At 62.0% G+C, this 17,848-nt stretch carries 14 protein-coding genes; 6 read left to right on the top strand and 8 right to left on the bottom strand.

From position 1 onward, the window contains the following. The first annotated feature begins 21 nt into the window (after positions 1–21). The 6 genes from prfB to FLP30_RS03930 all read left to right on the top strand — a co-directional run bounded on the left by prfB (position 22) and on the right by FLP30_RS03930 (position 5,575). Positions 22–1,153 (top strand): peptide chain release factor 2 gene (gene prfB, locus FLP30_RS03955; RefSeq protein ID WP_149278679.1). Its coding sequence is split into 2 segments (ribosomal slippage): positions 22–90 and positions 92–1,153, totalling 1,131 coding nucleotides; the frame shifts between segments, so codons are not numbered across the junction. Between the two features lie 365 nt (positions 1,154–1,518). Further along, positions 1,519–2,205 carry an energy transducer TonB gene (locus FLP30_RS03950; protein ID WP_149278678.1) on the top strand — a complete coding sequence of 229 codons (687 nt, stop codon included), beginning with the start codon at positions 1,519–1,521 and terminating at the stop codon, positions 2,203–2,205. Between the two features lie 85 nt (positions 2,206–2,290). Then, positions 2,291–3,259 carry a MotA/TolQ/ExbB proton channel family protein gene (locus tag FLP30_RS03945; RefSeq protein WP_149278677.1) on the top strand — a complete coding sequence of 323 codons (969 nt, stop codon included), beginning with the start codon at positions 2,291–2,293 and terminating at the stop codon, positions 3,257–3,259. A gap of 3 nt (positions 3,260–3,262) precedes the next feature. Next, on the top strand, positions 3,263–3,691 hold the full coding sequence (locus FLP30_RS03940) for an ExbD/TolR family protein (RefSeq protein ID WP_149278507.1): 429 nt from the start codon (positions 3,263–3,265) through the stop codon (positions 3,689–3,691). A gap of 75 nt (positions 3,692–3,766) precedes the next feature. Continuing rightward, a complete protein-coding gene (locus tag FLP30_RS03935; RefSeq protein ID WP_149280176.1) occupies positions 3,767–4,201 on the top strand; it encodes an ExbD/TolR family protein in 435 nt (144 codons plus the stop codon). A gap of 138 nt (positions 4,202–4,339) precedes the next feature. Further along, on the top strand, positions 4,340–5,575 hold the full coding sequence (locus FLP30_RS03930; protein ID WP_149278676.1) for a hypothetical protein: 1,236 nt from the start codon (positions 4,340–4,342) through the stop codon (positions 5,573–5,575). A gap of 148 nt (positions 5,576–5,723) precedes the next feature. Here FLP30_RS03930 and FLP30_RS03925 read toward each other — a convergent pair whose 3' ends face one another. From FLP30_RS03925 to FLP30_RS03890, 8 genes are all read right to left on the bottom strand, one after another. Next, positions 5,724–7,244: an efflux transporter outer membrane subunit gene (locus FLP30_RS03925; protein ID WP_149278675.1), complete on the bottom strand. Its 1,521-nt coding sequence runs from the start codon at positions 7,242–7,244 to the stop codon at positions 5,724–5,726. Positions 7,245–7,248: 4 nt separating this feature from the next. Then, on the bottom strand, positions 7,249–10,401 hold the full coding sequence (locus FLP30_RS03920) for an efflux RND transporter permease subunit (protein WP_149278674.1): 3,153 nt from the start codon (positions 10,399–10,401) through the stop codon (positions 7,249–7,251). A gap of 5 nt (positions 10,402–10,406) precedes the next feature. Next, positions 10,407–11,582, bottom strand: a complete 1,176-nt coding sequence (locus FLP30_RS03915; RefSeq protein ID WP_408834560.1) for an efflux RND transporter periplasmic adaptor subunit — start codon at positions 11,580–11,582, stop codon at positions 10,407–10,409. 344 nt (positions 11,583–11,926) lie between these two features. Continuing rightward, on the bottom strand, positions 11,927–13,093 hold the full coding sequence (gene rodA, locus FLP30_RS03910) for a rod shape-determining protein RodA (protein WP_149280201.1): 1,167 nt from the start codon (positions 13,091–13,093) through the stop codon (positions 11,927–11,929). Positions 13,094–13,097: 4 nt separating this feature from the next. Continuing rightward, positions 13,098–15,020 (bottom strand): penicillin-binding protein 2, encoded by a 1,923-nt coding sequence (gene mrdA / locus FLP30_RS03905; RefSeq protein WP_149280202.1) that lies wholly within the window; start codon positions 15,018–15,020, stop codon positions 13,098–13,100. A gap of 37 nt (positions 15,021–15,057) precedes the next feature. Further along, the gene (locus FLP30_RS03900; RefSeq protein WP_149278672.1) at positions 15,058–15,621 is read right to left on the bottom strand and encodes a rod shape-determining protein MreD; all 564 of its coding nucleotides are present in this window, start codon (positions 15,619–15,621) and stop codon (positions 15,058–15,060) included. 3 nt (positions 15,622–15,624) lie between these two features. After that, positions 15,625–16,539, bottom strand: a complete 915-nt coding sequence (mreC, locus tag FLP30_RS03895; protein ID WP_149278671.1) for a rod shape-determining protein MreC — start codon at positions 16,537–16,539, stop codon at positions 15,625–15,627. Positions 16,540–16,620: 81 nt separating this feature from the next. After that, positions 16,621–17,667, bottom strand: coding sequence for a rod shape-determining protein (locus tag FLP30_RS03890; RefSeq protein WP_149278670.1), 1,047 nt, complete (start codon positions 17,665–17,667; stop codon positions 16,621–16,623). Between the last annotated feature and the right edge of the window lie 181 nt (positions 17,668–17,848).

The raw sequence follows: 17,848 nt of genomic DNA, 5'->3' as shown, positions 1-17,848 counted from the left end.
ACCAGATGGAGAACAGGCCTCATGTCTGCCGAGACAGAAGCTCTTAACGACCAGATCAAGCAGTCGGTGGCACTGCTGAGGAGGCATCTTTAACTGGGATGTCGCTGAAGCCCGCCTTGCGGAACTGAACAACCGCGCCGAAGACCCAGACCTGTGGAATGATGCCGAGGCTGCCCAGAAGCTGATGCGTGAACGCACGCTGCTGGCCGACCAGATTGAGGGCGTGCTGGCCCTTGAGGCCAACGTGCGTGACACCTGCGAACTGATCGAACTGGCAGAAGCCGAGGGTGATGCCGAGCTTGTGGCTGATGGCATGGCCACCCTGCGCGACATGGCTGCCGAGTCCAAGCGCCGCGAAACCGAAAGCCTGCTGTCGGGCGAGGCGGATAGCAACGACTGCTATCTTGAAGTCAACGCGGGTGCAGGCGGCACCGAGGCCCAGGACTGGGCGGAAATGCTGCTGCGTATGTACACCCGCTGGGCGGAAGCGCATAATTACAAAGTCACGCTGATGGAAAGCTCGGAAGGGGAACAGGCGGGCCTGAAGTCGGCCACCATCCTTGTCTCCGGCCCCAATGCCTATGGCTGGATGAAAACCGAGGCCGGTGTGCACCGTCTGGTGCGGATTTCACCCTTTGATGCTGCGGCCCGGCGGCAGACATCGTTTGCCTCTATCTGGGTCTATCCGGTCATTGATGACTCGATCGAGATCGAGATCAACGATGCTGATCTTAAAGTCGATACCTTCCGGGCATCGGGTGCGGGTGGTCAGCACGTTAACAAGACGGATTCCGCCATCCGTATTACCCACGTCCCGACAGGGATCGTGGTGGCCTGCCAGACAGACCGCTCCCAGCACCGTAACCGTGCAACGGCCATGCAGATGCTGCGCGCCCGCCTGTATGAGGCCGAACTGCAAAAGCGCGAAGCCGCCGCAGCAGAAGCAGAAGCCGCCAAGACCGACATCGGCTGGGGGCACCAGATCCGTTCCTACGTGCTGGCCCCTTACCAGATGGTCAAGGACCTGCGCACCGGGGTGGAAACTGGCAACCCGAGCGCCGTCCTGGACGGTGGGCTGGATGCCTTTATGGCTGCTGCTCTGGCCATGCGTGTTGGGGCAACCCGGTCCGAGGCCAGCGCCAACGCCCAGTAAATGGGCCTGTCCGGGGTTTTGTGGGTGCCAGGGCTTGCGCCATACCCACAAAATCTGCCCGGACGGTTAAGAACCTGACCCCGCAAGACCTTTGCACGGCACAAAGATCACGCTCTTCTTGGTAACAGAAGGGCGTCAACAGCCGTCCTGTTACAGTCTTGCGGGTTCAGAACTCAATTTTTTGAATACATTCTTGACATCTGGCACGTCAGATAGCCCAATCATGCTCGGAAAATGATAACCCCACGCATTATCATTTAAGAGATGGCGCGTGGGATTTTGCCGTGGGCAGGCGCCATGTACAATGGCGGTGACAGGGTTGGCCTTTCCTGGCCACCCGAAGAAGAAGAAAGGCTGGTACAAAAATGATTGAGGGCGAGCAGCAGCATGCAGTGGGGCGTCCGCTCCGGGTTGGTGCCGCTGTCAGTATTGGCGTGCTGCTGGCTGTTCTTCTTATGCACGTCTTTGGTGTGCTTGGCCTGATGTATGGCATGGGCAGCGGTGAGGCCCCGCCTGTGCGCAAGCCGCCGTTGCAGACGCGCATTCTGCCTCCACCGCCCCCACCTCCGCCGCCGCCTCCACCGCCGCCCCCGCCGCCGGTCATGGCCGTGCCGCCACCGCCCTACATCCCGCCGCCCAAGATCGTGGTGCCGCCGCCGCCCAAGCCGCCCATCCGCCACGTCACGCGCACACCGCCCAAGGCACCCCCGGCACCCCAGCGCCAGACCGCCGAGGCCCCGCCCGCACCTGTGCCCGCACCCAACGTGCCGGACACCGCCGCAGGCTCGGTCCCGCTCAACAACGTGCAGCCCGTCTATCCGCCAGAAATGGAGGAAGAAAACATCGAAGGCCGGGTCACTCTGGTCTGCGACGTGGAAACAACCGGCATGACCAGCAACTGCACCGTGCGCTCGGTCAGCGGGGGACAGGCCTTTGCTGCCTCGGCCCTCGACTACGTCCGCCGTGCCCGCTACCGCCCGGCTCTGCGCAACGGTGCCCCGGTCAAGGAACTGCACAAGGTCTATGTCATCCGCTTCCGGCTGGATAACTGACCACCCCATGCCCCCCACACCAACCCTTCCCCCGCACGCGCCATTGCCCGCCGGGCGGGTCTCCAGGACGAGGATTTCGCATACGATGACCAGACTGTCCCGCTCTTCGCTTTCCGCCCTGGCCCTCGCGGCGCTGCTGGGCGCAGGCCTGCCCGCCGCCGCCATGGCGCAGGACGCGGCCAGCCCGGCCCAGGGCACGGAACAGACAGCCCCGGCCCAGCCGCAGGCCGCCGCCCCGCAGGCTGAAGCCCCGGCCGCCCCCGTGGCTCCGGTGGCCAACCCGACCGAACAGGCCCCAGCCCCCGCCGCGGCCCCGCAGGCCGAGGCCAACCCCTACGGGCTGGGAGCACTGTGGAGCAATGGTGATGTCATCGCCCGTGGCGTGCTGCTGATCATGCTGCTGATGTCGCTGGGCACCTGGTATATCATGATCACCAAGTTCATCGAGCAGGCTCGCCTGTTTGCCGCTGGCAAGGACGCGGTGCGCAGCTTCTGGACCAAGCAGAGCATTCAGGAAGGGGCGGCCGCCCTGTCCAGCACCTCGCCCTTCCGCTACATCGCCGACACCGGCATTGCGGCTGCCGAGCACCACGAAGGCACGATGCAGGAAAGCATCGACCTGCATAGCTGGACGGGCATGTCCATCCAGCGCGCGGTCAACAACATCCAGAACAGCCTGCAAAAGGGCCTGGCCTTTCTGGGTACCGTGGGCTCCACCTCTCCCTTCATCGGGCTGTTCGGCACGGTCTGGGGGATCTACCACGCGCTGACCGCCATCGGCATTGCCGGTCAGGCCTCCATCGACAAGGTGGCCGGGCCTGTGGGTGAATCGCTGATCATGACCGCCATCGGCCTTGCCACGGCTGTGCCCGCGGTGCTGGGCTACAACCTGCTGGTGCGCCGCAACAAGGGCGCCATGGACCAGGTGCGCGACTTTGCGGACGACCTGCAGTCCATTCTGATCGGTGGCGTGCGCCATGGTGCGGTGGAGCATATTCAGGTCCGTCCTGACAGCTCCCCCACGACGGCGACCGCCTCCAACCGGGTGGGCTGACGCATGGGGATGCATGTCGGCGGCGGTGATGGGGGGGAGGACGAGGTCGTCTCCGCCATCAACACCACCCCGCTTGTCGATGTCATGCTGGTGCTGCTGATCATCTTCCTGATCACGATCCCTGTTGCGACCCACACGGTCAAGCTGAGCTTGCCCAAGGACCTGAGCCAGCCGACCAAGACACAGGTCAGCAACATTGTTGTTGCCGTCACGTCGGACGGGCATGTGTGGTGGAACCAGACGGCGCTGCATGGGCAGGAGGAGCTTGAAAGCCAGCTTGAGAAAGTGGCTGTGCTCAAGCCCCAGCCGCAGATCCAGATCAGGGGTGACGCGGCGGTGAAGTATGAAACCGTGGGCCGGATTGTTGCTGCGTGCCAGCAGGCCGGGATCTACCACGTGGACTTCATTACCGAGAAGCCGAAGGACAACTGAGCCTGTGGGGGCGCTGCCCCCCGGTGCTCTCGCCCGGCCCGAGGAGGGCAGAGGCGCAGAAGAGAGTAAATGGCCATGGGCATGAATGTCGGGTCGTCGAGCACGACGGAAGACGAAGGCATTGTTGATATCAACACGACCCCGTTGATTGACGTGATGCTGGTGCTTCTGATCATGCTGATCATCACCATTCCGCTGCAGACGCAGTCCGTTGCGATAGACCTGCCACAGGGCAACCCGCCGCCGCCAACAGTTGAGGTGCCGGTTGTGACGCTTGGGATCGACTTTGACAACAGCCTGAGCTGGAACGGGGAACCCGTGACAACGGAGGAAGACCTGCAGGCCCGGCTGCGGCAGATTGCCACGGGGCCTGAGGACTTCCGCCCCGAGTTCCACATCCAGCCCAACCGGCTGGCCAGCTACAAGACGGTCATCCACGTCATGGCCGACGCACAGCGTCTCGGCGTCACAAAGCTCGGCATCACAGGGCAGGAACAGTTCGTGCAGTAAGCACGTCCTGTTAAGGTTGCTCCACCCTGCTTTGGGTGTGACTGTGGGCGGACCCTGAGTGTCCGCCCGTCATGGCTTGCATGACATGCTGCCGCGCTGCGGCATTTTTACATTCAAATTCACGTCGAAAGGCTCATCATGACATATCGTCTTCGCCTGTATGCCCTGTGCGCTGGTGTGGCGCTGGCCAGCCTGTCGCCTCTTGCCGCCCGTGCTGCTGATACCCTGAGCACTGATGTCGGGGCGACGTTGCAGCAGGCCCAGTCTGCTCTGGCCGCGCATGATTATGCCAAGGCCATGCAGGCGGTTAAGGCGGCCAGCGCATTGGGGAACAAGAGCGATTACGACAGCTATGTCATTGCACAGATGCAGGCTGCGGTGGCCAGCCAGTCGGGTGATACGGCTGCGGCCCTGTCCGCTTATGAAAAGCTGATTGCATCACCCCGCACCCCGCCCGCCCTGCGGCACCAGATGCTGCTGTCCGAGGCGACCATGGCCTATAGTGCCAAGGACTATCCCCGCGCCATTGCCGGTATCCAGCGTTACATGCACGAGGCTGGGCCAACCCCGCAGATGCAACTGCTGCTGGTACAGTCCTATTACCTGCAAAAGGATTATCCCAACGTCATCCAGACTGTAAAAGCCATTGTGGCGGCGGATAACAAGGCCCATCGCAAGCCGCAGGAATCCGAGTTGCAGATGATGGCGGCCAGCGCCACGGCGCTGAACGACCCGGCCCAGGCCACACATGCCTATCTGCTGCTGGCTACGTATTACCCCAAAAAGGAATACTGGGCGCTGCTGCTGCATGGGCTTGTGACCAACAAGACCCTGCCGCCCGCGCTGCAACTGGATGTTTACCGTATTCGTGTGGCCGTGGGCGACACGCTGCGTCCGGTTGATTTCATGGACATGACAGAAATTGCCATGCAGCTTCGCCTGCCCCAGCTTGCGCTTGATCTGATGGATCAGGGCTACAAGCAGGGTGTGCTGGGTGTGGGTCCCGAGGCCCCTCGTCAGGCGCGCCTGAAAGCGATGGTTGAAAAAACTGTGGCCGAGCGCAAGGCCAGCAGTGCTGCCGATGAAGCACAGGCTCAGGCCCAGAAAACCGGGGATGAGCTTTTTCTGGTCGGTTATAATGACGTCACCTTTGGGGAAACCCAGAAAGGGCTGGCGCTGATGCGTCAGGCACTGGACAAGGGCGTGCGTGATAGCGCCATTGCCAACCTGCACCTTGGCCTTGCCTATATGCAGGCGGGGCAGAAGGCTGCGTCCCTGTCCGCACTGGCGCTGGTGCCTGAAACCAGCAACGCCTATGACATTGCCCGGTTGTGGATGCTCAGGCTGTCCCAGACGGAAGTCGCCCCCAAGTAAGGAGCTTATGCCTGCGCTTTGATGCGGGTGGGGAAGCGTCCTTCCTGTTTGTGCCTGCCCATGCAGGCCGGAACAGACTGCTCTAAAAAACAAAAGGCCGCGTTATACACGCGGCCTTTTGCATATGCTCGGTCAGGAAAAAACTGCTTCAGCCAGCCTGTGGCGTGGGTGCTGCGGCTGGTGCCTGCCCGGTCGGGGCTGGGGTGTGGTCTTTCCAGCCACCACCCAGGCTGCGGTAAATCGTGACAAGGTTCTGATACTTTGAAACAGAAACCGTAATCTGGTTCTGCTGGGCCTGCAGGTAATACCGTTGAGAGTCCAGGGTGGTCAGGTAGGAGTCTGTCCCGGCATCAAACCGCAGTTTTGCAAGGCGGTAGGCATCGGCAGCGGAAACGGTCAGCGCATCGGCCTGGCGTTTTTCATCCAGATAGGCTTTGCGCGCGGCCAGAGCATCGGCCACTTCCCGGAAGGCGGTCTGCACGGTCTTTTCGTACGTGACGACCTTGCTGTCCCGCTGTGCCTTGGAGGCCGCAAGATTCCCGCTGTTCTGCCCCCATGTCCAGATCGGGATCTGGAGCGAGGGGTTAAGCCCCCATGTTGTGGCGGCGGATGTAAACAGCTTGTGGAACTGGAGGCTGGAAAGCCCGTCCGTTGCTGTCAGCGTAATCCGCGGGAAGAATGCGGCCCGTGCCGCCCCGATGTTGGCCTGTGCTGCCAGCAGCGCGTGTTCCGCGCTGACAATGTCGGGCCTGTTTTCCAACAGGTCAGACGGCAGGCCCGCGGGCAGGTCGGCCAGGGTCGTCTGCTGGCCCAGGGGCAGGGGGGCTGGCAGAGTGGCGGGCAGAGGGGCGCCAATCAGCAGGGCCAGCAGGTTTTCGTCCTGCTCGACCTTGCGGGTTGCTTCGGCGCGCAGCCCGGCACTTTGTTCCACCTGTGTTTCGGCCTGCCGCACGGTCAGCATGTCGGCCTCACCATTGCGGAACTTGTTCTGCGTCAGGCGCAGGGTTTCCTGCTGGCTGGCCAGGGTCTGTTCGGCCACGGCCAGCAGGTCCCGGTCGCCCAGCCAGGTGATGTAGGCAATGGCGACCTGTGACACCACGCTGATCAGCACGCTGCGGACGTTGGTCACCTGCGAGAAGGCATTTTCAGCCGACTGACGTGTCAGGGAGCGGATGCGCCCGAACAGGTCGATCTCGTAGGACGAAAAACCAATCCCGCCCTGATAGAAGCGGAAGGTGCCGGGGTTTTTGCCTGCCTCAAGCCCTGGGGCAAAGCTAAGCCCCGCCGTTTCCGACGGCTGCATGTACATGGCGTTGCCAGTGGTCGAGATGGCGGGGAAGAGCCCGGCATGCTGGACATCATACTGGCCCTGTGCCTCGGCCACGCTGGCGGCGGCAGAGCGCAGGTCCCGGTTTTCACGAATGGCAATGGCGATTAGGGCCTGCAATCGTGGGTCGATGAAAAAGTCTTTCCAGCCGATGTCTGAAGCAACCTGGTTGGTTGTGATGTCTCCAGTCTTTTCATACGCGGGCCAGTTCTGGGCCAGCGGCGGCTTGGGGCGGTGGTAGGTAGGGATCATGGTGCAGGCTGCCAGAGCCTGTGTGGCGGCCACGCTTAAAAGCGTGGCGCGCAGGCGGGCAGGGCGGCGGTTGGGGGAAAAGAAGGCCATGATCTCAGTCGTTTCCGGTTGAGGGCAGGGAGGGGGCAGAGTGCGCGCGTTCGCTCATGCGGGTTACCTTGAACAGGCGCAGCACCAGCACGAAGAAGACAGGCACAAAATACACAGCCAGCAGTGTTGCAGTCAGCATACCGCCCACCACCGCCGTGCCGATGGCCTGGCGCGAGGCCGAGCCAGCGCCGCTGGCAATGGCAAGCGGGAACACACCCACAACAAAGGCGATGGATGTCATCAGGATCGGGCGCAGGCGTTCCCGCGCGGCGGTCAGCACGGCTTCTTGCAGGGTGTGGCCCTGTTCAAACCCGGCCTTGGCAAACTCCACGATAAGAATGGCGTTTTTAACCGCCAGACCAACCGTGGTCAGCAGCCCGACCTGGAAGTAGACATCGTTGTTCATGTCACGCCACAGGGTAGCCCCGATCGCCCCCAGCACACCCAGGGGGATAACCAGCATGACCGCCAGCGGAATAGCCCAGCTTTCATACAGCGCTGCAAGGCAGAGCAGGATGACGATGCCCGCAAGACCATAGAGCGAGCCAGTGGACGAGCCGGACGAAATTTCCTCAAACGACAGGCCGGTCCATTCGTAGCCAATGCCCTGGGGCAGCTTTTGCAGGACTGCCATAATGGCCTTGATGGAGTCACCCGAGCTGTAACCCGCCGCAGGCTGGCCGAGAATTTCGTAGGAATTATATCCGTTGTAGTTCTCGACCTTCTGCGGACCGCTGATCCACACCCCGTTGATAAAGGTGTTCAGCGGCGCCATCGTGCCGGTTGCGGTGCGGATGTACCATTTGTCCAGGTTCTGCGGCAGCATGCGCGCATCGGCCGAGCCCTGAATATACACCTGCTTCACACGTTCGTTGTGGGTGAACTGGTTGATATAGATCGACCCCAGCGCCCCTTCGATGGTGGAGTTGATGTCGTCCACGGTAATGCCAAGCGCGTTGGCTTTTTCGCGGTCGATATCAAGGTGGTACTGGGCTGCATCTTCCATCCCGTTGGGGCGGACAGCCATCAGGCGCGGGTCCTGGCTGGCCATGCCCAGCACCATGTTACGGGCTTCGAGCAGCTTCTGGTGGCCTACGTGGCCGCGGTCTTCCAGTTCCAGGTCAAAGCCGGTGGCGTTGCCCAGTTCCAGCACGGCAGGCGGGTTGATGGCAAAGATCTGCGCACGCGGGTCAAACCAGAAGTGCTGCATGATCCGCATGGCAATGGCGGAGGAGGTCTGCGAGGCTTTGGGCCGCAGTTTCCAGTCTTTCAGGCGCACAAAGAAGGCGGCCGAGTTCTGACCCTGCCCCGCGAAGTTGAAGCCGTTGATGGCGTAAACCGATTCAACCAGGCCACTTTCGCTTTTGAGGATGTAGTCTGAAACCTCACGGTTCAGGCGTGTCGTTTCCTCCATGGGCGTGTTGGGCGGCATGGTAATCTGGCCGAAGATCAGCCCCTGATCCTCATCGGGCAGGAAGCCGCCCGGCATGCGGGTAAACAGCAGCACAGCCAGGCCGGAGATAAGGACAAACGCCAGCATGGACAGGGCCGCACGGTGGATAAGGAACTCCACCCCGCGCAGATACCCTTTGGTGACACGGTCAAAGTTACGGTTGAACCACCCGGCAGCGCCTGTGGTTTTTTCATGCGTGCCGGGTTTGAGCATGGTGGCACACAGGGCCGGTGTCAGCACCAGTGCGACCAGCACCGACAGCCACATGGCCGCAACAATGGTAATGGAGAACTGGCGGTAAATAACACCGACCGAGCCGGAAAACGCCGCCATGGGCAGGAACACCGCCGACAGAACCAGCACAATGCCGATCAGCGCGCCGGAGATTTCGTCCATGGAGACACGCGCGGCCTCGACCGGGGAGAGTTTCTTCTCGGTCATGACGCGTTCGACGTTTTCAACCACCACGATCGCGTCATCCACCAGCAGGCCCACGGCCAGCACCATTGCCAGCATGGTCAGGGTGTTGATGGAGTAGCCAAGCACGTTCAGCAGCCCGAACGTCCCCAGCAGCACCACCGGCACAGCAATGGTCGGGATCAGGGTCGCACGGAAGTTCTGCAAGAACACCAGCATGACCAGGAACACCAGGGCAATGGCTTCAAGCAGGGTAATCACCACGTCTTCGATCGACAGGGTGATGAAGGGTTCCGTGTCCAGCGGGTAAACGGTTTTCAGGCCCGGCGGATAGAAGCGTTCCAGTTCGTGAATTTTGTCACGCACGGCGGCTTCGGTCGAAAGCTGGTTGGCACCGGGGGCGAGCTTGAGCGCCATGCCCGAGGCAGGCTGGTTGTTATAGAAGGAATCCGTGTTGTAGCTCTGCGGGCCGAGTTCGACCTTGGCGACATTGTGGATACGGACCTGCGACCCATCGGGCTGCACGCGCAGCAGAATTTTCTCAAACTCTTCGGGCGATGTCAGGCGTGTCGGGCCAACAATGGTGGCATCAAGGTGGATGCCCTTCTTGGCAGGCAGGCCGCCCAGCTCACCGGAGGAGACCTGGATGTTCTGGGTCTGGATGGCGGTTTCGACATCCTTGATGGTCAGCCCGTACTGGAACAGCTTGTCCGGGTCCAGCCAGATACGGATGGCATATTCAGAGCCAAAGAGCGTGTGGTCACCCACCCCGGTCACGCGGCTGAGCGGGTCGGAGATGTTGGAGGCCACATATTCCGCAATGTCACTGCCCGACATGCTGCCATCGGTGGAGATAAACCCGATCACCAGCATGAAGTTCTTGACGGCTTTGGTAACGCTCAGCCCCTGGGCGGTCACTTCGGTCGGCAGTTTGGGCTGGGCAAGCTGCAGTTTGTTCTGCACCTGCACCTGCGCGATATCGACGTTCGTACCCTGGGCGAAGGTCAGGTCGATTTCCATCTGGCCAGACGCATAGGACTGCGAGGCAATGTATTCCAGATGGTCCAGCCCGAACATCTGCTGCAGGATCGGGCGTACAACCGTATCGTTGACCGTATCGGCCGAAGCACCGGGATAGGTAACGGTAATGGCGATCTGCGGTGGTGCAATGCTGGGATACTGCGCGATAGGCAGCTTGAAGATGGACAGCCCCCCCACCAGCATGATGATAAGGCTTATGACCCAGGCAAAGATGGGCCGGTTGATGAAGAAACGCGAGAGCGACATGGGGGTTACTGTCCGTTCTTGGCCGGGGTTGCGGCGTCGGATGCGGGCTGGGGCTTTGCCTCATGCGGGGTAACCTTGGCCCCCGGTGTGATCTTCTGCACCCCGCTGACAACCACGCGTTCGCCTGCTTTCAGGCCATCGGTGACAAGCCAGCCAGAGCCAATGGCCTGTCCAAGCTGGACTGCGCGCAGGTTGGCGGTGTTGTCGGGCTGCACGACCCAGACCTGTGGGTCACCATGGGTATTGCGGCTGACAGCTTCCTGCGGGACCAGCAGGGCCTGCGGGTCTGTGCCCTCGTCAAGCTGGGCGTGGACATACATGCCAGGCAGCAGCAGCTTTTGCGGGTTGGGCATGATGGCGCGGACAACAACGGTTGACGTGCTGGTGTCAACGTTGACTTCGGACAGCGCCATGCGCCCGCTCTGCTCATACGCAGCACCGTCATCCATGGTCAGGACAACAGGCACCTTGCCGTCAGGCTGGGGGTGGATGCGCCCGCTGGCGACTTCCCGCCGCAGGCGCAGCAGGGTGACGGCAGGCATGTTGACGTCCACATAGATGGGGTCCAGCCGGGTGATGACAGCCAGATCACTGGTCTGGTTGGAGGTGACAAGCGCACCTACCGTCATCAACGTACGGCCGATCCGGCCGGAAATGGGGGCGTGCATGCGGGTATAGGCCAGGTCAACCTGGGCACTTTCCACCTGGCCCTTGGCGGTCAGGATCTGCCCGCGGGCCTGCTTTTCGGCGGCTACGGCGTCGTCATAATCCTGTTTGCTGACCGCGTGGTCGCGCACCAGCACACGGTAGCGCGCAACCTTGGCGCTGGCTGTGGCGGCGGTGGCTTCGGCCTGGAGCAACTGCCCGCGGGCAGAATCATAAGTGGCCTGATAGCGTGAGGGGTCGATCTGGTAGAGCTGCTCGCCTGCGTTGACATCGGAGCCTTCGACAAACAGGCGCTTTTCAATCACGCCTGTCACCTGGGGGCGTACATGGGCGATTTCAAAAGCGTCGGTTCGGCCTGGCAGGCTGGTATGCACGGCCACGGCCTGCGGTGTCAGTGTGACAACACCAACAGGCTGGGGCGGAAGCTGGGGGGGTGCATTGCTGGGTTTACAGCCTTCCAGAGCCAGGAGGGCAACTGCCGACAGCAGGACCGGGCGGAGGGAGAGGGAGCGTATAGTCACCGTTGTGGGCCCTGAATTTGTTGCATGGAGTTTTTCGTGCAGGTGCCGTGGGTCTGTCGCCAGAAGGCGGGAATAGGCAGGCTTGAGCCTGTCCGCCACACGGCCAGTTACGCAGCACGAAAAACAGAGGGTGGATAGAAAATGGTAACAAGTGTTACTGTTAACGGGGAGACTAAAAGTCTGGCAAAACCTTGTCAAGAAAGAAGCACGACGCATCGTGGATTGTCACACCCGGCGCGGCAGGGCCGGGGGCCAGGGCGTGCAGCCGCGTGTCAGGCCCATAAAACTGCGGCTGGCGGAGGGTCTGGCGGTATGAAGCAGAAGGCCGAAGGGGCCGGTCAGGCGGTTTCCTGATCGTCCCTGGACAGGTTTTCCCCGTAGTGGGAATTGCGATGTACCCAGGTGGACAGCAGCAGGCCAAAGCCCAACATGACTGTCAGCATGGCCGACCCCCCGTAGGAAATCAGCGGGAGTGGCACGCCCCCGACAGGGATAGCCCCCATCACCATCGACAGGTTGACCAGGCAGTAGAAAAAGAAGTTCATGCTAATGCCAAGGGCCAGCAACCTGCCAAAGCGGTTGCGGCAGCGTATGGCCATGACCATACCGCCCAGAATAACCAGCAACAGCAGCCCGATGACTGTGGCCGCCCCGGCAAACCCCCATTCTTCCGCGATCATGGTGAAGATGAAGTCGGTCTGCTTTTCGGGCAGGAAGTTCAACTGCCCCTGCGACCCATGCAGGTAGCCTTGCCCCCACATGCCCCCAGACCCCAGCGCAATCTTGGACTGGATGATGTTGTAGCCCGCACCCAGCGGATCATTTTCGGGGTGGAGAAACGTGTCGATGCGGGCGCGCTGATAGTCATGCAGGTGGGAGTAGGCAAAATTGACCAAGGTGGGCACAGGCAGCAGCATCAGCACGATCAGCCATAGCCGCATGCCTGCCGCAAAAAACAGGGATGCCCCAATTCCGCCGATAATGACGGATGTGCCCAGGTTGGGCTCCTTCAGCACCAGTGCTACGGGCAGCAGCACCATGGCGGCCGGTGGGATCAGCCACAGCGGGTTGCCCATGCGGGCGTAGCTGATGCGGGAAAACCAGGCTGAAAGGGCCAGAACCAGCGCAATCTTGGCAAATTCGGACGGTTGGATCTGCATGCCGCCGATAATCAGCCAGCGTTCCGCCCCTTTGCCCACATGGCCCATGTGCAGCACCGCCAGCAACAGCACAATGGATAGGGCATAGAGGGGGCCTGCCGCCATAACCAGTATGCGCGGGGGCAGCATGGCGACGGTAATCATCATCACCAGCCCGATGGCAAAGCGGATGGCCTGCGGGGTGGCAAAGGGGTAGGGCATGCCCCCCGCTGCGGAATAGAGTGTCACGTAACCCACGCCCGCCAGCGCACAGACCAGCAACACATACAGCCAGCTTATGCGCCACAGCTTGGCCAGCAGTCGAAAGCTGGGTTCGGCCCGGAGCAGGCGTTTGTGAAACCGGATGCGGCTATTCAATGGAATCCCCCGCATCCGCCACACTTTCGGGTGGCGGTGTGGTGTGGTTGACCGGGTCACGCAACAGGGTGTCGCGCATGATGTCGCGCGCCAGCGGGGCTGCGGCATCGGCCCCTGTGTTCCCATGTTCGATCACGACAGCGGCCGCGTAGCGTGGGGCATCATAAGGGGCAAAGCAGATAAACAGCGCATGGGGCCGGTATTCCCACGGCAGATTGGCGGAGTTGAAGTGCCCGCTCTCACGCAGCGCGCGAGAGACATGACGCACCTGGGCCGACCCGGTCTTGCCCGCCATAGCTATGTCGGGCAGGTCCAGCTTGGCTTTGGGGGCCGTGCCGTGCTGCTCGTTCACAACAGCAAACATGCCCTCACGCAGGGCTTTCAGATACGGCTCTGGCATGTTCAGGTCCGGCCAGTGTTCGGCACTGGCCATGGGGCTGACTTCACCATTGATGGCGCGCATCAGGTGCGGCTCTACCGCGCGGCCTGTAGCAATACGGGCCGTATAGGTGGCCAGTTGCAGCGGTGTGACCTGCACAAACCCCTGCCCAATGCCGCTGACAATGGTGTCCCCCCCATTCCAGTGGTGGTTATGGGCACGGCGCCAGGCCGGGGTGGGGATAAGACCCGTGCGGGTATGGGGCAGCTCGATATCCAGCGGCACGCCAAGGCCAAAGCGATTGGCGGTCTGGGCGATCCGGTCCATGCCAATCCGGCGGGCGATTTCATAGAAATAGACGTCGCAGGAGTATTTGAGCGCGAGGTGCAGGTCCACCGAGCCATGACCCCAGCGCGACCAGCAGTGAAAGCGTGTGCCGCCCACATCCAGATGGCCAGGGCAGAATACCCTGTCAGTGGCGGAAAACAGGCCCGATTCCAGCGCTGCCATGGCCACGGCGGGCTTAAAGGTTGAACCCGGCGGGTACACTCCGGCCACCGCCTTGTTGATCAGGGGCGTGCGCTGGTTGTTGGTCCATTCGATCCACTGGGCGTGGCTGACCCCACTATCAAATAGCGACGGGTCGAACGATGGCGTGCTGACCATGGCCAGCACTTCCCCATTATGGCAGTCCAGCACCACGGCGGAGGCTGTCTGGTCGCCAATGTGGTTGAGCACTTTCTGTTGCAGGCCACGGTCGATGGTCAGGCTTATTTCTTCGCCCGGCACACCTTCAAGACGGTTCAGCTCGGACATGACCCGGCCGACTGCGTTGACCTCCATCTCGACCGAACCTGCGGTGCCCCGCAACTGTTCGTCCTGGCTCTGCTCTATGCCCGAGCGGCCCACCCGCATGCCGGGCAGTGCCAGCAGGGTGGAATGGGCTACGTCCTCCTCATTCGGGGGGGCCACGTAGCCGATGATATGGGCCAGCAGTTCGCCCTCTGGGTACACGCGGCGTGTGCCCACATCAATCAGCACACCGGGGAGGGAGGGGGCGTTGAGCTCAATCCGCGCCATTTCATCCCACGACAGAAAGTCGCGCAGCATGACAGGCACAAAGCGGCGCTGGTGGCGCATTTCCCGCGCAATGCGGCTGCGGTCGCGGTCATCCAGCGGTATAATGGCGGAAAAACGCTCGATGGTGCCGGGGATGTCCGTCGTTTCCTCGGGCAGCAGCAGGGCGCGCCAGTTTTCCTTGTTGTTGGCCAGCGCCATGCCATAGCGGTCCACAATCCGGCCGCGTGGCGGGGCAAGCAGCCGCTTGCTGACACGGTTGTTGGCCGCCATGCGGGCGTAATGGTCACCATCGTTGATCTGGAGGTGGTACAGCCTCCGCCCCAGTTCCCCCAAGGCAGCAACCTGCACAGCCATGAACAGCAGCGCACGGCGTGTGAATACACCGCGTGCGGGGTCTTTCTGGTCGCGTACGGGCATAAGGCGGCGGTTTTCGCGCTTGCGCCCTTTGAGCTTCAGTCGGTTTTTCAGCGACATGGGCAGCCTGGCCATACGGTCATGGCGCGTTCTTCTCATCCAAGACGCGCAGGAACCACGAACAGGTGGCGGAGAGCAACGGATAGACCCCTATGCACAGCAAAGCTTCGAAAAATGCGGGTGCCGGATCAAGCAGGTTCAGCCGGAACACACAGGCCAATGCCCATTGCATGGCCGCCGCCGCCGCTCCTACCAGCCCCAGCACACACCATACCACCAAAAAGTTCATCCGCATCAGCCCAAAGCGGATATAGCTGGCCGTGCCATGCACCAGAAGCAGGATAAACGCGCTGACCCCCAGTGGCGTAAAGCCTACCAGGTCCATGAACAGCCCGAGCAGGAAAACATTGAGTGCGGGCATGCCTGATGGCCGCCAGACAGACCAGAAAAACACGGTGCTGATAATAATGGCGGGCAGCAGCTCGGCCGAGCCGGGAATGGCCAGCGGAGCGGAGAAGACAATCGTGGCAAACAGCGCAAACAGGGTGGGCAGCAGATGGCGTGCCGCCCTGTCGAGTCGCTGCCGCAGGGTGGCCTGCGGGCCTGTATCTGGGTCCCAGTCGGGCAGGGCGGGGGATGGCATGGGCTATCCTTCCTGCCCGGGGGCCAGCAGGGTTCTGAACGGCAGGGCCAGCGGCCGGTGCGGGTGGGTCAGCGGCACATGGCCGGGGGCTTCTGGCGGTTCGATCTCGGACTGGCGGAAGTCAAACACGCGCAGCACAGTCGGGTGTTCAAGCTGGGCAAAAGGCTGCACCACCGGCTGGCCTGGGTGCAGGTAATGCACGGTGCCAATGGGAATACCCGCAGGGAATGCCCCGGTCTGGTCGCCAGTCACCACGCGTTCCCCCTCAATCGGGCGGGCGTCCTGCGGGTAGTAGAGCAGGCGTGGCAGGGGTGTGTTGTCGCCCACCATAATGGCCGAGGCATGGCTTGATTCAAGCTGCACCGGCAGGCGGCTGGCTACATCGGTGATGAGCAGGATCCGGGCCGCATGTGCGCCGACTTCCGTTACCCGCCCGGCAAGCCCGCTGGCGGCCAGGGCCACATTGCCCACATGCACACCACTTTCCGAGCCGACAACCAGCAGCACAGCGCGCGCGTAAATACCCCCGCTGTCGGCAACAACGCGGCCTGTGACAAAGGAGGGCGTGGGTTCCGGCACCCAGCGCAGTTCGGTTTTGAGGGTATCGTTCTCCCGCGCGAGGGAGACAGCAACATCATACCAGCGGCGCAGATTGGCGTTTTCGTCCTGTAGGCGGCGGTTTTCTTCTGCTAGGTGGCGCGCTTCGCTCAACCCGCTGGCCAGCGTGTCCATGCTGGACTGGGTGTGGGAGATCAGGCTCCACAACGGGGCCAGCCCATCGGCCACACCCATGCGCAACTGGTCCGCCAGCCGCTTGTCCACCTGCCCGGCAATAATAATCCCGACAGACAGGAGCAGCAGGGCTGGGAGTACCAGCTTGCTCAGAGCCTGTCTCATCTGGATGGAAACCGGGAGCATGAAACCGCGGGTCCTTTCTGGCGGTGGCAGAGGCGGTGGTGGGTGGGTTATGCCCCCCGCGCCGCTTGCCGTGCGGGCCTATCAGTACATTGTGGTCAGCACATTGCGCAGGCGGTTCATTTCCTCCAGGGCCCGACCGGTGCCCAGGGCCACGCAGGACAGGGCATCTTCCGCCACTGTAACGGGCAGGCCAGTGGCCAGACGCAGCACATCGGCCAGACGGAACAGCAGCGCCCCGCCGCCGGTCAGCACAATGCCCTTGTCCACAATATCAGCCGCCAGTTCGGGCGGTGTGTTTTCAAGAGCCGTGGTGACGGCGTCAATAATCTGGCTGACAGGTTCCATCAGGCTTTCGGCAATCTGCGCCTGGGACACCTGGACTTCACGCGGGACACCGTTGATGAGGTCACGGCCTTTGACATCCTGCCAGGGGCCGGTTTCATCCGCGTCCTCCGGGATCATGGCAGAGCCGATGCTGATCTTGATCCGTTCGGCCGAGCTTTCGCCAATCAGCAGGTTATAGGTGCGGCGGATGTAGGAGATAATCGCCTCATCCATCTTGTCGCCGCCCACGCGCACGGAGCGGGCATAAACGATACCACCTAGCGAGATCACGGCCACTTCCGTCGTGCCACCGCCGATATCGACAATCATGCTGCCCGAAGGCTCGGTCACAGGCAGGCCCGCGCCAATGGCGGCGGCCATGGGTTCCTCGATCAGGAACACGCGGCGCGCACCAGCACTTTCCGCGCTTTCCTGAATGGCGCGACGTTCCACCGCAGTGGAGCCAGAGGGCACGCACACAATAATCTGGGGGCTGACAAAGGCGCGGCGGTTATGAACCTTGCGGATGAAATGCTTGATCATTTCTTCCGCCACGTCAAAATCGGCAATCACGCCGTCCCGCATGGGGCGGATGGCCGTAATGTTGCCCGGGGTACGCCCGACCATCAGCTTGGCTTCCTCGCCCACGGCCAGAAGCTGCTTCTTGCCACGGATATCCGCAATGGCGACAACGGAAGGCTCGTTAAGTACAATACCGCGCCCCTTGGCATAGACAAGGGTATTGGCAGTACCCAGGTCGATGGCCATGTCAGCGGACATGAGGCCGAGCAGACGAGAAAACATCCAGGACTCCTGGTTCAGACGGGGCGATGCAGGACAGGGCGGACAGACACCTGCGGCGAGTCATCGGGGAATTACGTGCACGGATTACCGGCGCGCGGGCAGGCAGACAAGACCCTCGTGCAAGAAACTCGTGCACAAGGCCGCACTGCGGCAGCCCCGCCCCCCCGGTCAGGGGGCGGAG

This window comes from Acetobacter vaccinii (assembly GCF_008365315.1).
Lineage (GTDB): Bacteria > Pseudomonadota > Alphaproteobacteria > Acetobacterales > Acetobacteraceae > Acetobacter > Acetobacter vaccinii.
This window is presented reverse-complemented; position numbering and strand designations above follow the sequence as displayed.